The 12,904-nt window shown below is 61.1% G+C and carries 14 protein-coding genes and 3 tRNA genes; 2 read left to right on the top strand and 15 right to left on the bottom strand.

Going from position 1 to position 12,904, the window contains the following annotated elements; all coding sequences use genetic code 11:
- Positions 1-2: 2 nt before the first annotated feature.
- The 10 genes from KZO83_RS00700 to KZO83_RS00655 form a co-directional block, all read right to left on the bottom strand.
- Complete coding sequence (locus KZO83_RS00700; RefSeq protein ID WP_247619386.1) at positions 3-788, bottom strand: L-iditol 2-dehydrogenase; 786 nt, start codon at positions 786-788, stop codon at positions 3-5.
- A 50-nt stretch (positions 789-838) separates the two neighbouring features.
- Positions 839-1,519 (bottom strand): HAD family hydrolase, encoded by a 681-nt coding sequence (locus KZO83_RS00695; RefSeq protein ID WP_247619385.1) that lies wholly within the window; start codon positions 1,517-1,519, stop codon positions 839-841.
- Between the two features lie 11 nt (positions 1,520-1,530).
- Positions 1,531-2,673: an ABC transporter ATP-binding protein gene (locus KZO83_RS00690; RefSeq protein WP_247619384.1), complete on the bottom strand. Its 1,143-nt coding sequence runs from the start codon at positions 2,671-2,673 to the stop codon at positions 1,531-1,533.
- Between the two features lie 10 nt (positions 2,674-2,683).
- Positions 2,684-3,505 (bottom strand): carbohydrate ABC transporter permease, encoded by an 822-nt coding sequence (locus KZO83_RS00685; protein WP_178998542.1) that lies wholly within the window; start codon positions 3,503-3,505, stop codon positions 2,684-2,686.
- Between the two features lie 15 nt (positions 3,506-3,520).
- Positions 3,521-4,408, bottom strand: a complete 888-nt coding sequence (locus KZO83_RS00680; protein ID WP_040239646.1) for a carbohydrate ABC transporter permease — start codon at positions 4,406-4,408, stop codon at positions 3,521-3,523.
- Between the two features lie 78 nt (positions 4,409-4,486).
- Positions 4,487-5,797 carry an ABC transporter substrate-binding protein gene (locus KZO83_RS00675; RefSeq protein WP_178998541.1) on the bottom strand — a complete coding sequence of 437 codons (1,311 nt, stop codon included), beginning with the start codon at positions 5,795-5,797 and terminating at the stop codon, positions 4,487-4,489.
- 114 nt (positions 5,798-5,911) lie between these two features.
- Positions 5,912-6,871, bottom strand: coding sequence for a sugar-binding transcriptional regulator (locus tag KZO83_RS00670; RefSeq protein ID WP_247619383.1), 960 nt, complete (start codon positions 6,869-6,871; stop codon positions 5,912-5,914).
- Between the two features lie 107 nt (positions 6,872-6,978).
- The gene (locus KZO83_RS00665) at positions 6,979-8,361 is read right to left on the bottom strand and encodes a sensor histidine kinase (RefSeq protein ID WP_247619382.1); all 1,383 of its coding nucleotides are present in this window, start codon (positions 8,359-8,361) and stop codon (positions 6,979-6,981) included.
- Entirely contained in the window at positions 8,358-9,029 is a 672-nt protein-coding gene (locus KZO83_RS00660; protein ID WP_247619381.1) for a winged helix-turn-helix domain-containing protein, read from the bottom strand. The genes KZO83_RS00665 and KZO83_RS00660 overlap by 4 nt, the downstream gene beginning before the upstream one ends.
- On the bottom strand, positions 9,026-9,367 hold the full coding sequence (locus KZO83_RS00655; RefSeq protein WP_178998538.1) for a PepSY domain-containing protein: 342 nt from the start codon (positions 9,365-9,367) through the stop codon (positions 9,026-9,028). Before KZO83_RS00655 ends, KZO83_RS00660 begins: the two co-directional genes overlap by 4 nt.
- Before the next feature lie 235 nt (positions 9,368-9,602).
- On the opposite strand from KZO83_RS00655, the gene KZO83_RS00650 reads away from it, so the two are divergent.
- Both KZO83_RS00650 and KZO83_RS00645 read left to right on the top strand, forming a co-directional pair.
- Positions 9,603-10,076 (top strand): PepSY domain-containing protein, encoded by a 474-nt coding sequence (locus KZO83_RS00650; protein WP_178998537.1) that lies wholly within the window; start codon positions 9,603-9,605, stop codon positions 10,074-10,076.
- Positions 10,069-10,416 (top strand): hypothetical protein, encoded by a 348-nt coding sequence (locus tag KZO83_RS00645; protein ID WP_246893952.1) that lies wholly within the window; start codon positions 10,069-10,071, stop codon positions 10,414-10,416. Before KZO83_RS00650 ends, KZO83_RS00645 begins: the two co-directional genes overlap by 8 nt.
- Before the next feature lie 145 nt (positions 10,417-10,561).
- On the opposite strand, the gene KZO83_RS00640 is transcribed toward KZO83_RS00645, so the two are convergent.
- The 5 genes from KZO83_RS00640 to KZO83_RS00620 all read right to left on the bottom strand — a co-directional run bounded on the left by KZO83_RS00640 (position 10,562) and on the right by KZO83_RS00620 (position 12,825).
- A tRNA-Arg gene (locus KZO83_RS00640) sits at positions 10,562-10,638 on the bottom strand.
- Between the two features lie 99 nt (positions 10,639-10,737).
- Positions 10,738-10,814: transfer RNA gene (locus KZO83_RS00635), tRNA-Arg, on the bottom strand.
- A gap of 29 nt (positions 10,815-10,843) precedes the next feature.
- Positions 10,844-10,936: transfer RNA gene (locus KZO83_RS00630), tRNA-Ser, on the bottom strand.
- Between the two features lie 228 nt (positions 10,937-11,164).
- Positions 11,165-11,362, bottom strand: a complete 198-nt coding sequence (gene csrA / locus KZO83_RS00625) for a carbon storage regulator CsrA (protein ID WP_040239634.1) — start codon at positions 11,360-11,362, stop codon at positions 11,165-11,167.
- Positions 11,363-11,580: 218 nt separating this feature from the next.
- Entirely contained in the window at positions 11,581-12,825 is a 1,245-nt protein-coding gene (locus tag KZO83_RS00620; protein ID WP_075370051.1) for an aspartate kinase, read from the bottom strand.
- Positions 12,826-12,904: the final 79 nt, after the last annotated feature.

The raw sequence follows: 12,904 nt of genomic DNA, 5'->3' as shown, positions 1-12,904 counted from the left end.
GATCAGCTCATCCAGTTGCCGCCATCGACGTTCAGCGTCTGTGCCACCACGTAGTCGCTGTCGGCGGAAGCCAGGAACACCGCCGCGCCGACATGATCCTCGGGCCGTCCCATGCGGCCATAGGGCACCGCCTCACCGACTAGGCGTTTCTTCTCGCCGGGCGGGCGCCCCTCGTAGCGTGCGAACAAGGCATCGACCTCGTCCCACATTGGCGTGTCGACCACGCCCGGAGCGATACCGTTGACGTTGATGCCCTGTTTGATCAGGTCGAGGCCGCAGGATTGCGTCAGGCTGATCACCGCGGCCTTGGAAGCGCAGTACATGCTGACCAGCGGCTCGCCGCGGCGCCCGGCCTGGGAGGCCATGTTGATGATCTTGCCGCCCTGCCCACGCGCGACCATGTGCGCCGCCACCGCCTGCAGGGTGAAGAAGGTGCCCTTGACGTTGATGCCGAACTGGCGGTCGTAGCTGGTCTCACTGACCTCGAGAATCGGCGCCATGTCGAACACGGCGGCATTGTTGACGAGGATGTCGATGCCGCCGAAACGCGCCTCGACGGCCGAGATCATCGCTTGGCGCGAGTCGGCGTCGGCCACGTCGAGGCGCACCGCCATCACTGGAGCATTACGCGAATCGACTTGAATATCGGCGACCGCCTGTTCGGCGGCGTCGATGTCGATATCGGCGATCGCCACGCACGCGCCTTCCCGCAGATAACCTTTGACGATCGCCAAGCCGATACCGCGCGCCCCACCGGTCACCACTGCCGTACGCTGTTCGAGTTTCATCACCGTGATTCCTAGTCCGAAAGAAGTTGGGAGACACAACACGCGGCCGTCTAGCGCACGTCCCGTCGCTCGCCACGCCAGCGTTGCACCAGGGCGCCGAGTTCCGCCATCTGCGTGAGCACCTGCCAGGCACCGGCATCGCGCAACCGAGCCTCGTGACCGGGTTCGATATGGCTAGCGCCGGTAAAGCCGATCACCGTCATGCCGGCGGCACAGGCCGCACGGGTGCCGGAGACGCTATCCTCGATGACCAGACAGTCCTCAGGCTTGATGCCGAGGCTCTCCGCCGCCAGCCGATAGACATCCGGCGCCGGCTTGGGTCGCGCCACCTGCTCGGCCGTGAATAGCGGTGCCTTGCCGAGGAGTGCATCGAGGCCGGTGTTGGCCAATGAGTCGACGACCCGGCGGCGGCGACTGTTGGAGACAACCGCCAGTGGCAAATCGAGCGCTTCGATGGCCGCCGCCACGCCGACCATCGCCTCAAGTTCCTCGCCCAAGCGCGCCTCGATCGCTGCGTCGATGCGCGTTAGGGCGTCGTCAGGTAACGCATGGGCACTGCGGGCGGCGAGATGCTCGAGAATCGCTTGAGTGGTCATGCCTAGCGCATGGCGCAGCTCGTCGCCGATAGCCAGGTCGGGTAACCATGCCGTCAGACACTCGTGTAGGACCGACTCGGCGATGGCCTCGCTGTCGACCAGCACGCCATCGCAATCGAAGATCAGCATCTCCATGGGCGACTCCATCATTGGTCGTCCGAGGCGGAGGACACGCGATTTTGCTTGCGGTCGATGTCGACCAATGGATGGCGATGTAGATGGTTCAGCGCCTCGCCATCCCCCTTGAAGAGATGGCCGCAGGTTGGGTCGAAGGAAAAGCGCACTTGGTCGTGCACCCGATGAGCGACATCGCCGTCGGCCACCAGAATCCACTCGCTGTCGCCGTGCTCGAGATACAGCGAGGTGACCCCGCCGAGACGCTCGATGACCACGATCTTGCCGGTCAGCGGACCCTCGTCATCGAGCTTCAAGTGCTCGGGGCGGATGCCCAGCGTCAGCGTGTCGCCGGCACTGACGCCACTCCCGTCGACCGGCACGCGGCAGTCACCGCCAGGCAGTGCCACATTGACGCCTTCGTTACTTGCCTCACGGACCTCGACGTCGAGGAAATTCATCTTCGGTGAGCCGATGAAGCCGGCCACGAAGCGGTTGCACGGATGGTGATAAAGCGCCATCGGCGAGCCGATCTGCTCGACCAAGCCGTCCTGCAGCACGACGATTTTGTCGGCCATGGTCATGGCCTCGATCTGGTCGTGAGTGACGTAGATCATCGTCGCGTCGAGTTCCTCGTGCAGCCGTGCCAGCTCGATGCGCATCTGCACGCGCAGCGCCGCGTCCAGGTTCGACAGCGGCTCGTCAAACAGGAAGATGCTGGGGTTGCGCACGATCGCCCGTCCGATCGCCACGCGCTGACGCTGACCGCCGGAAAGCGCGCGAGGCTTGCGGTCGAGCAGGGGCTCGAGCTGCAGGATGCGCGCGGCGGCGAGCACCTTCTCGCGGCGCTCCGCCTTGGGCACCTTGGCCAAGCGCAGGCTGAAGCCCATGTTGTCCTCGACGCTCATGTGCGGGTAGAGCGCATAGCTCTGGAAGACCATCGCCAGGCCGCGGTCGGCGGGCCCGACCTCGTTGATACGCTCGCCATCGATGGCGATCTCACCGCTGGTGGTACTCTCGAGCCCCGCGATCATCCGCATCAGGGTCGACTTGCCGCAGCCCGAGGGGCCGACGAAGACCACGAACTCGCGGTCCTTGACCTCGAGGTCGACGCCCTTGATGACCTGAGTGCCGCCGAAGTCCTTGACGATGTTGTTGAGTTGTAGCGTTGCCATGGCGAATTCCTTATTTGACGGCGCCGAAGGTGAGACCACGCACCATCTGTTTCTGGGTCATCCAACCGAAGATCAGGATCGGTGCGATGGCCAGCGTCGAGGCGGCGGACAACTTGGCCCAGAACAGCCCTTCGGGACTTGAAAAGGAGGCGATGAAAGCGGTCAGCGGGGCGGCATCCGAAGTCGTCAGGTTGAGGCTCCAGAATGCCTCGTTCCAGCTCAGAATCACCGATAATAGTCCGGTGGACGCGATCCCCGGCAGGGTCAGCGGCAACAACAGATAGAGCACTTCTTGCAGGGTGCCGGCACCGTCCATGCGCCCCGCTTCGAGGATGTCCTTGGGTATATCCTTGAAGAAGGTGTAAAGCATCCACACCACGATCGGCAGGTTCATCAGCATATAGACGATGGTCAGCCCGAGCTGCGAGTCAAGCAGCCCCATGTCGCGGAACAGCAGGTAGACCGGCATCAGTACGCCCACCGGCGGTAGCATCTTGGTGGACAGCATCCACAACAGCGTGCCCTGGGTACGCTTTGTCGGCAGAAAGGCCATCGAGTACGCCGAGGGAATCGCCACGATCAACGCTAGCAGCGTCGAGCCGAACGAGATGACGATGCTGTTCAGGGCGAACTTCAAGTAATCGGCACGTGCCATGACTTCGTGGTAGCCCGCCAGTGTTGGCTCGAAGAATAGGCTGGGCGGTGTCGCGACCGCCTCACCCTCGGTCTTGAAGCCGGTCAGCACCATCCAGAAGATCGGGAAAAACACGATCAGCGCAATGCCCCAGGCCAGCAGCGTGAGCAGCAGTTTCTTGGTCATCGTAGGATTCATGCAGTGCTCCTCGCCTCAGGTCTCGAGATTCTTGGCCACGGTGCGGATCAAGAAGATCGCCACGATGTTGGCCAGGATGATGGCGATGACACCGCCGGCCGAGGCGCCGCCCACGTCGAAATCCAGCAGCGCGCGGATATAGATGAAATAGGCCAGGTTGGTCGAGGCTAGCCCCGGACCGCCCGAGGTGGTGACGAAGATCTCGGCGAAAATCGTCAACAGGAAGATCATCTCGATCATGATCACAACGCTGATCGCGCGCTTCAGGTGCGGCAGGGTAATGAACCAGAAGATCGCCAGTGGTCCGGCACCGTCCATGCGGGCCGCCTCGACCTGGTCGTCGTCCAGCGACTGGATGGCGGTGAGCAGGATCAGCAGCGCAAAGGGCATCCATTGCCAGGAAACGATGATGATGATCGAGGTCAACGGCATCGACGAGAACCAGTCGATCACCGGCAGCCCTAGCAGATTGCTCAGCCAGGCGAACACGCCGTTGACCGGGTGCATCAGCATGTTCTTCCACACCAGTGCACCGACCGTGGGCATGACGAAGAACGGCGCGATCACCAGCAGACGCGCGATGCCACGGCCGAAGAATTCCTGCTGGAAAAGTACTGCCAGCAGCGTACCGCCGATCACGCTGATCGCCAGCACCCAGCCGACCAGCAGCAGCGTGTTGCCCATCGCCGTCCACAAGGCCGGGTCGGTGAGCAAATAGGTATAATTATCCCAGCCGGCGAAGCCGGAGATCATGGGATTGATCAGGTTATAGCGCTGGAAGGAAAACCATAGGGTCATGCCCAGCGGCACCAGCATCCATAACAGCAGCAGGGTAACTGCCGGACCCTGCAGGAACAGATTGCGGAAACCGCCGACGGTTCGTCCAGACGTTCTCTCGCGCATGGGAGTGCCCCACTGAAGGAAACAAGTCGGGAAATGCGGCCGGATCATGACGATCCGGCCGACGTGGGATGCTACTGGTTAATCGTAATAGCCAGCCTGACGCATGGTACGTTCGACCGAACGCTGGGCTTGATCGAGGGCGGCATCAACCGACTGTTGGCCGGCAAGCGCAGCTCCGATCATTTGCCCCACCTGAGTGCCTACCGCCTGGAACTCGGGGATATTGACGGTTTGCACGCCGATGTACGGGCTCGGTTTGAGCGTCGAATCGGTGGGGTCGGCGGTCTGGATGGCGTTCAGCACGAAGTCGGCGAAGGGCGCGGCTTCTTGATACTTGGGATTCTCGTAGGTGGACTCACGAGTGCCCGGGGGAACGCTGGTCCAGCCTTCGGTTTCCCCTACCAGCTCGATGTAATCTTGCGAGGTCGCCCAGGTAATGAAGGTCTTGGCGGCGTCCTTGGCATCCGACGAGGATGGAATCGCCAGCGTCCACGACCACAGCCAGTTGGCGCCTTTCGGCGTCTTGGCGATCGGGGCCGGGGCGAAGCCCAGCTTGTCGGCCACCTGTGACTCGTCAGGATTGTAGAGTCGCCCAGCAGCCGAAGTGGCATCGACCCACATGCCGCATTTGCCGCTGGAGAACAGCGCCTGGTTCTCGTTGAAGCCGTTGGAGGTCGCTCCCGGCGGGCCATAATTGTTCATCAGATCGACGTAGAAGCTGACCGCTTCCTTCCACTCCGGCGAATTGATTTCCGGATGCCAGTCTTCATCGAACCAACGGCCGCCGAAGGTATTCACCAATGTCGAGACGAAGGCCATGTTCTCGCCCCAGCCCGGTTTGCCACGCAGGCAGATGCCGTAAACGTCGTTGGCAGGATCGTTGATCTGACTCGCCCAGTCCTGAACCTGGTCCCAGGTCGGTTGATCGGACATCTCGATGCCGGCTTTTTCGAAGAGATCGGTGCGGTAATACATCATCGAACTCTCGCCGTAGAACGGCAGGGCATAGAGCGAGCCATCCTGGCTCAGGCCGTCGCGGATCGGCTTGAGCAGGTCCTGCTCATTATAGCTCTCGGGCAGGTCGTCGAGTTCGACCAGCCAATTCTGCTTGGCCCAGATCGGCACTTCATAGGTACCGACGGTCATGACGTCGAACTGACCGCCGTCGGTGGCGATGTCGGTGGTCAGGCGCTGACGCAGCACGTTCTCCTCGAGCACCACCCATTCCAGATCGATATCCGGATGGGCCTTTTCGAACTCATCGGTCAAGCCCTGCATGATGATCATGTCGTTATTGTTCACCGTGGCCACGGTGATGGTCTCGGCGTGAGCGGCGAACGAGGCCAGTGTCGCGGCCCCGGCCAGGGGTAATGCATGTGTAAGGCGCATGGCGAGCTCCTTGGAGAAGATCATTGAATTTGTTTTGATCAATCTACTCATCGAGTATTCAAATGATCATTTGCAACGCCAAAAAAAGCAAACCTCACACGCTTAGACTTTGGCCTAAACAGTTCCCAATGTGGACACGATATAGCGTGCAGCCGCCTCGTCGGTCACCAGCCCTTTGAGCCAGCCACCCCGCAAGGCGCTCAGAATCGCCGGGCCCTTGTCGTGTCCCCCAGCCAAGCCCATCAACGGCTGACCGCCGAGAGCCGACAACGGCAAGCTGGTGATCCGGCGCGTAATAGGACAATCGATGAGCCGCCCTTGGGTATCCAAGGGCCAGCCGAGCAACTCCCCTACGGCACCGGCCTCGAGCAGTTCGTTGAGTTCGGCTTCACTGATGAAATGGTCCTGGAACAGGGTTGCACGTGGATCGATGCGCCCAATGCCGATGACCCCTGTTTCTGCTTCACGGGCAATATGGAACACCGCCTGCACGAGTTGCTGAGCCAGCAGCGCTTCTTTTTCTTCCACCGAGGCGGCGACCACCGGTGCCGGTAGCAAGAAACGCTCCGCCCCGGTCTTGTCGGCCAGGACCATCACCCCGTCGTAGCGGTTGGCGGAACCGTCGCGGGCGACATTGCCCACCAGTGAGACGATACGATGCTGAGAGCGATCCAGGCGGCTCAGGGCCTCCACCGTGGCACGCACCGAACGCCCCGTCCCCAGCGATAGTGTCAGCGCTTGCTGGCGATCGAGAAGCCCGGCCAGGCGTTCGGCTCCCGCCTGAGCAAGAAAGCGTGGACTGCTATCCGGCACATCGGGGTCGCTGGGGACCACGTCGCAGTAATCCAACCCGAAATGCGTGAGAATCGCTTCGCCCATCGCCATGCAGCCGGAAATGGGATGGTCGATGTGTACCTTGACCAGCCCTTCCTGCCGCGCCAATGCCAACAGGCGCTGCACACCGGGGCGCGAGACGCCCAACTGGCCGGCGATTTCATCCTGAGTGCGCCCTCCCACATAGGACAGCCAGGCCGCACGCGCCGCTTGCTCGCGTTTGAGTTCGTACTTATCCATCGCCGCTGCTCCTGCTGGAAGGGAGAATGCCGGCATCATCGCAATCGCACGCCACGCGCACAATACGCGCCCCATCCAGAGCACGCCGCGATCGCGTCAGATGACGATCAAGACTCGAGACCGCTCGGCGCCAGCGGTGACGTGGGTAGCCAGACGTGTGCTGCGAGTCCGCCGAGGGAGGCGCGTGACAGCGACAGGCGGCCACCGTATAAGGTCATTAAATCCTCGACGATGGCCAGGCCCAATCCGGAACCGGAGCGTCGCTCGTCGAGGCGGGAGCCTCGCGCCAGAGCGGCGTCGCGCTGCTCTTCGCTCATACCTGGCCCGTCGTCCTCGATCAACAATTCGACGCCTGCCGCCTGCGGATGAAGGCTCACGGTGACCTGGCTATCGGCCCAACGCAGCGCATTTTCCAGAAGATTGCCGACCAGTTCCTGCAGATCCTGGGCCTCCATGCGCACCTTGAGGTCATCGGCCAGCGATTGCGTCAACTGGATACCGCGCCGCTGCCCCATTCGTGTCAACCCTTCGAGCACCGGCGCCAGGGTTTGCGCAGCATCCACCTTGCCGGCGAGAACGACCCCACCGGCCGCCGAGGCCCGGGCAAGGTGATGGCGTACGGCGTCATCGATGCGCCCCAGCTCGCCGTGCAGGCGGTCGCGCGTGTCGGGCGGGAAACGTTCGGCCAGGGTGGTGAGCACACTGACCGGGGTCTTGAGCGCATGCGCCAGATTGCCGGCGGCATTGCGGCCACGTTCGATCAGGCGCCTGTCACGCTCCAGCACACCGTTCATGGCACGTGCGAGGCGAGCCAGCTCGTCGGGTAGAAAATGCGTCTCGAGGCTATCGGCATCGCCTGATTCCACCGCACGCAGGTTGGTATGCATGCGACGCAGCGGCGCCAGTCCCCAACGAATCTGCACTGCCAGCCCGACGAGCAGCAAGGCGCCCAGCGCCAGCAGGGACAACCCCAGCAGCCATTCGAAGCGCGCCACTTCGGTGTCTAGCTCTTCGCGTGACGCCGCGACACTGACATGCAATGTCTCGGCATGCCCCGGCAGGCGGATATCACGTTCAACGACGCGCAGAGTGTCGCCCCGCGGGCCCTCGACTTCGCTCACCGCCACGCCCGTGGCGTTATCGATCGGTAGCCGTTGATCCCACAACGAACGCGACGTCAGCGTTTGTCCGTCGTTGTCGCTGACCTGCCAGTACCATCCCGAAAAGACACGTTCGAACCGGGAATCGCCCAGCGAACGCGTCATGTGCAGCTCTTCGTTCTGGGCATCGACTTGCACACCGGCCAACAATACATTGAGCAGCGACTCGAGACGGTCGTCGAAGGCGGTGGTGACGGAATCGCGGAAGTTATAGGCAAGCCCCGTTCCCGCTAAGGGTAGCGCCACCATGACCAGCAATAGCGAGGCGATCAGCAAGCGGGCGCGGATCGAAGTACGTGCGAGACGTTGGCGCCAGGGGCGTCGCCTCATTGCTCATCCTCGGGCGCTACGAGCCGATATCCCTGCCCGCGCAAGGTCACGATGCGCTGGTTTCCGAGCTTACGGCGCAGGCGACTCACCTGCACGTCGATGACATTGGAGTCGGGCTCATGATCGCGGTCATAGACATGCTCGGAGAGTTCGATACGGCTCACGATGCGTGGCGCGGCATGCAGCAGATACGCCAGCAGCCGCGATTCTTGGGCCGTCAAGGTGATCGGGCGCCCTGCCAGAGTGACGCTGCCGGTGTGCGTATCCAGCGCCAACTCGCCCAGCCTGAGTATGGGATGGGAATGGCCGTGGCTGCGTCGCACCAGGGCCCGCAGACGAAACAGCACCTCGGCGGTTTCGAAGGGTTTAGTGACATAGTCATCGGCGCCGGCGGAAAAGCCTGCCGCCTTGTCCGACCAGCGCTCACGAGCCGTGAGCACCAATACCGGCAAGTCGATGCCATCCTCGCGCCAAGCCGCAAGCCAGCGCGTGCCATCGCCATCGGGAAGTCCTAGATCGAGTATCACGGCGTCATAGGATTCGACGCGCACGAGATAATCGGCCGCGTTGCCGGTCGCGGCATGCTCCCACAACAGCCCCGCTTCTCCGAGCGCCTCGCCGAGCGCCTCTGCCAACGCGGTATCATCCTCGACCAGCAACACCTTCATTGACGTGCCATCCCCTCGATATTGACCCCTTCGATGCCAATCATTTCCCCGCTCGTGGCATCGAACTCGAACTCCACGACCTGCCCCTGCGGGCCGATCATGTCGATTTCGTAGCGTGGTAGGCCATCGTCGCGCTCGAGCTCTACCTCCAGTACCTGACCGATATAGTGGCGCTCGAGCCAGTCGAGCACCTTGGGCAACGCCACCACACGCCCCTCTTCCACCTCTCGGTGCAATGAGCGCCATTCGTCATCGTCGGCCGCGACCAGCGACTGGCAGGCCATGATGCCTACCGCCACCAGCATCAGCGCTTTGATACAGCGATTGAAGCGTTTCATGGACACGAGTCTGCCTCAGCCGACATGAATGCAGCATGAATGCCCGCGGGTTAGATACGCCATATCTTCTACCACGCCGGAGACACGATTTTCGCTGCGCATGCCCAACCCCGGTTCACATGAATGAAAGATGAACATCGTTTTCAGGTGACTGCAAGGTAGACGACGTTAGCGTGCCTCTATCCGCAGTCGCGGTATGTCATACCAACCTCGAGGCGAAAGCCAGGAGTGAATCATGAAGACGATGCATATGCTGATGATGCCGATGGTACTCACAGGAGGACTGTCCACCGCTGCGCTCGCCGATGATGGCAGCCTCTCACCAGGCAAGCTCGAGTCACTGCTCAACGATGCCGACGCCTATGGCTTCACCCATTACGATGACGTCGCCATCGATGACGGTAACCGTCTCGAAGTCGAAGGCTGGCGCGACGATGGCTGGCAACTCGATATCGATATGCTCATCGAGGATGGCAGCCTGGTGCACGAGAAACGCCACAAGGGCACTATTCCCGACTGGAGCCTGACCAGTGACGAACTGCATCAGGCGCTGACCAATGCCCAGAACGCCGGCATGAAACGCTTTTCCGAATTGGATGTCGATGAAAGAGGGCATGTAGATATAGAAGGCTATGACGCCCAGAATAGTGAGATCGACATTCGCCTCGAGCGTAATGACCTAACGGTCACTGGAGTGGAACATGACTAATCGACAGCAAAATGCCGCCTGGCAGGCAGCACAGCAATGGAGAGAGCGGACGCGTCAGGCGCGTCCGTCACAGGGCGCTGGCGGGCTCAAGCTGCTCGCCACTTGGTTGTTGTTCGGCGCCATGATGATCGTCGGCACCCTGCTCGGCCTGTTCTTCTTGATCATCGGCTGGGCGATGCTGCCCTTCTTACGCCACCGAATGAAGAAACGCGCCGAGGTGTTTCGCGCCGACCATGCGCGCCCGGCTGGTGGCGATGGTGCCCAGGATGCCCCAGCGCAAGATGCCACGCACGCGTCTCAAGTGCTCGAGGGCGATTACCGCGTCAAGTCAGGCGACTGATCAAGGAATGCGAGACGAAAAAATGGCACGCAAGGCGTGCCAGAAACGACTGCTTACCTGCAAACTACAGGGTTCGCCGTCAAGGAAGGGGGATCTCGTTTGCAAAGACGAAAAAGCCCGCCCCCGGAGGGACGGGCTTGATATTTGGTGCGCCCGGGAGGATTCGAACCTCCGACCACCTGATTCGTAGTCAGGTACTCTATCCAGCTGAGCTACGGGCGCATTACGCGACGCACGACCATCTTTGCCGTGTTACGCATTGTCTCGAAAGCCAAAGCTCTCGAATATGCATCATCACGTGATTTAACCACGCTGCTAAAGTGGTGCGCCCGGGAGGATTCGAACCTCCGACCACCTGATTCGTAGTCAGGTACTCTATCCAGCTGAGCTACGGGCGCAATACTTCAATGTGATGCATTCGGTTGAGTGGCGGAGAGAGAGGGATTCGAACCCTCGATGGGGCTACAAACCCCATACTCCCTTAGCAGGGGAGCGCCTTCAGCCACTCGGCCATCTCTCCCTCATCAACACGGCGCGTATGTTACCGATTATGCTGGGGTCTTGTCTAGAGCGGATTGAAAATCTTTTGATATCAACCAATACCGTCACTGTTTGCTTGGCGAACGACTCACTTGCCGTACTGCGTACGTGCCGAACTGCTCACCCCAGAAAGCATGCCTTATCCAAAAGCCCGAGCCGATAAAGGGGACGACTTCACCAGCCCAGACGGTCCCACGCATGCGTCACTTCAAACGTTTGAACCGCCGTCTTCGCTATCGGTCTTCTCGCGCTGAATACGCTGGTAGATCTCTTCGCGATGTACGGCTACGTCCTTGGGCGCATTGACTCCGATACGGACCTGATTGCCTTTCACTCCCAGAACCGTAACGGTGATGTCGTCGCCGATCATCAGTGTTTCACCGACGCGACGGGTCAGGATGAGCATGTCTGATCTCCTTCTCAGGCTTTCTTCCAACGGGATGCATGCACCGCCAAGCGACAGTACGAAGGCGAATTATGCGTCATACAGGCCTCGAGAGCCAATGGCACATGCTTTGCATCCACGGATGCACTGAATGAAAGGCCGCATCTGGCCTCCCGGCGTCGTCCTGACGCCACCCTCAGCGTAGAAGCCGATGGGCCAGGAAGGCCAAATTTCTTTTCTTATTCGCCTTGTATACTGTCTTTATCGAGACCGAAAGCGGAGTGCAGCGCACGCACGGCCAGCTCCATCTGCTTCTCGTCGATGACCACGGAAATCTTGATTTCCGAGGTGGAGACCATGCGAATGTTGATGTTTTCGTCAGCCAGAACGCGGAACATCTTGGATGCCACCCCGGCATGCGAGCGCATGCCCACACCGACCAGCGAGACCTTGGCGATATTCTCGTCGCCGCGCAGTTCACCACCGCCCAGCGCCGGGATCACCTGATCCTGCAGGATGCTTCGAGTCTGTTTGAAATCGCTCTTGGCCACGGTAAACGTGAAGTCGGTGTAATCACCGGCGGGGGCCACGTTTTGCACGATCATGTCGATTTCGATGTTGGCATCGGCGATGGGCCCCAGGATCTTGGACGCCACGCCCGGCACATCGGGAGTGTTGAGCAACGTCAGCTTGGCTTCACTGGAGGTGAAGGCAATACCGGAGATAAGCGGTTCTTCCATGGAGGCCTCTTCTTCTTCAGCGACGATCAGGGTACCGGGGCCGTCTTCGAAACTGGACAGCACACGCAGCGGTACGTTGTATTTACCTGCAAACTCGACGGCGCGAATCTGCAATACCTTGGAGCCCAGACTGGCCAGCTCGAGCATTTCCTCGACGGTGATGGAGGACAGCCGTTGTGCCTTGGAGCAGACCCGCGGATCGGTGGTATAAACGCCGTCCACATCAGTGTAGATCTGGCATTCGTCGGCCTTGAGCGCCGCCGCTAGGGCCACACCGGTGGTATCCGAACCGCCGCGTCCCAACGTGGTGATGTTGCCCTCGTCGTCGACACCCTGGAAACCGGCCACGACCACGACCTGACCGTCGTCGAGATCGGCCTGAATGTCGTCGGTCTCGATACGCTGGATACGCGCCCTGGTATAGGCGCTGTCAGTCTGGATGCCGACCTGACCGCCGGTATAGGACGTCGCCGCCACATCCAGCTTATGCAAGGCCATGGCCAGCAGCGAGCTGGTGACCTGCTCGCCGGTGGACACCAGCATATCCATCTCGCGCGGCGTGGGCTCATCGTTGATCTGGCTCGCCAGATCGATCAGCCGGTTGGTTTCCCCGCTCATTGCCGACACCACGACGACCACTTGATGGCCTTCGTCGCGGAACCGCTTCACTTTTTCGGCGACGGCCTTGATGCGCTCCACCGAGCCCACCGAGGTGCCCCCGAACTTCTGTACGTATAGCGCCATAGCTGCCTATCCGTGGTGGTTTTCCCAAGCATGAATGAAGAAAAGGGCCGGCGCCATGCGCACGACCCTTTTCACGATC

The sequence above is a fragment of the Chromohalobacter moromii genome (assembly GCF_023091865.1).
Lineage (GTDB): Bacteria > Pseudomonadota > Gammaproteobacteria > Pseudomonadales > Halomonadaceae > Chromohalobacter > Chromohalobacter moromii.
The sequence above is the reverse complement of the archived record's forward strand: the minus strand, read 5'-3'. Positions and strand labels throughout refer to the sequence as shown.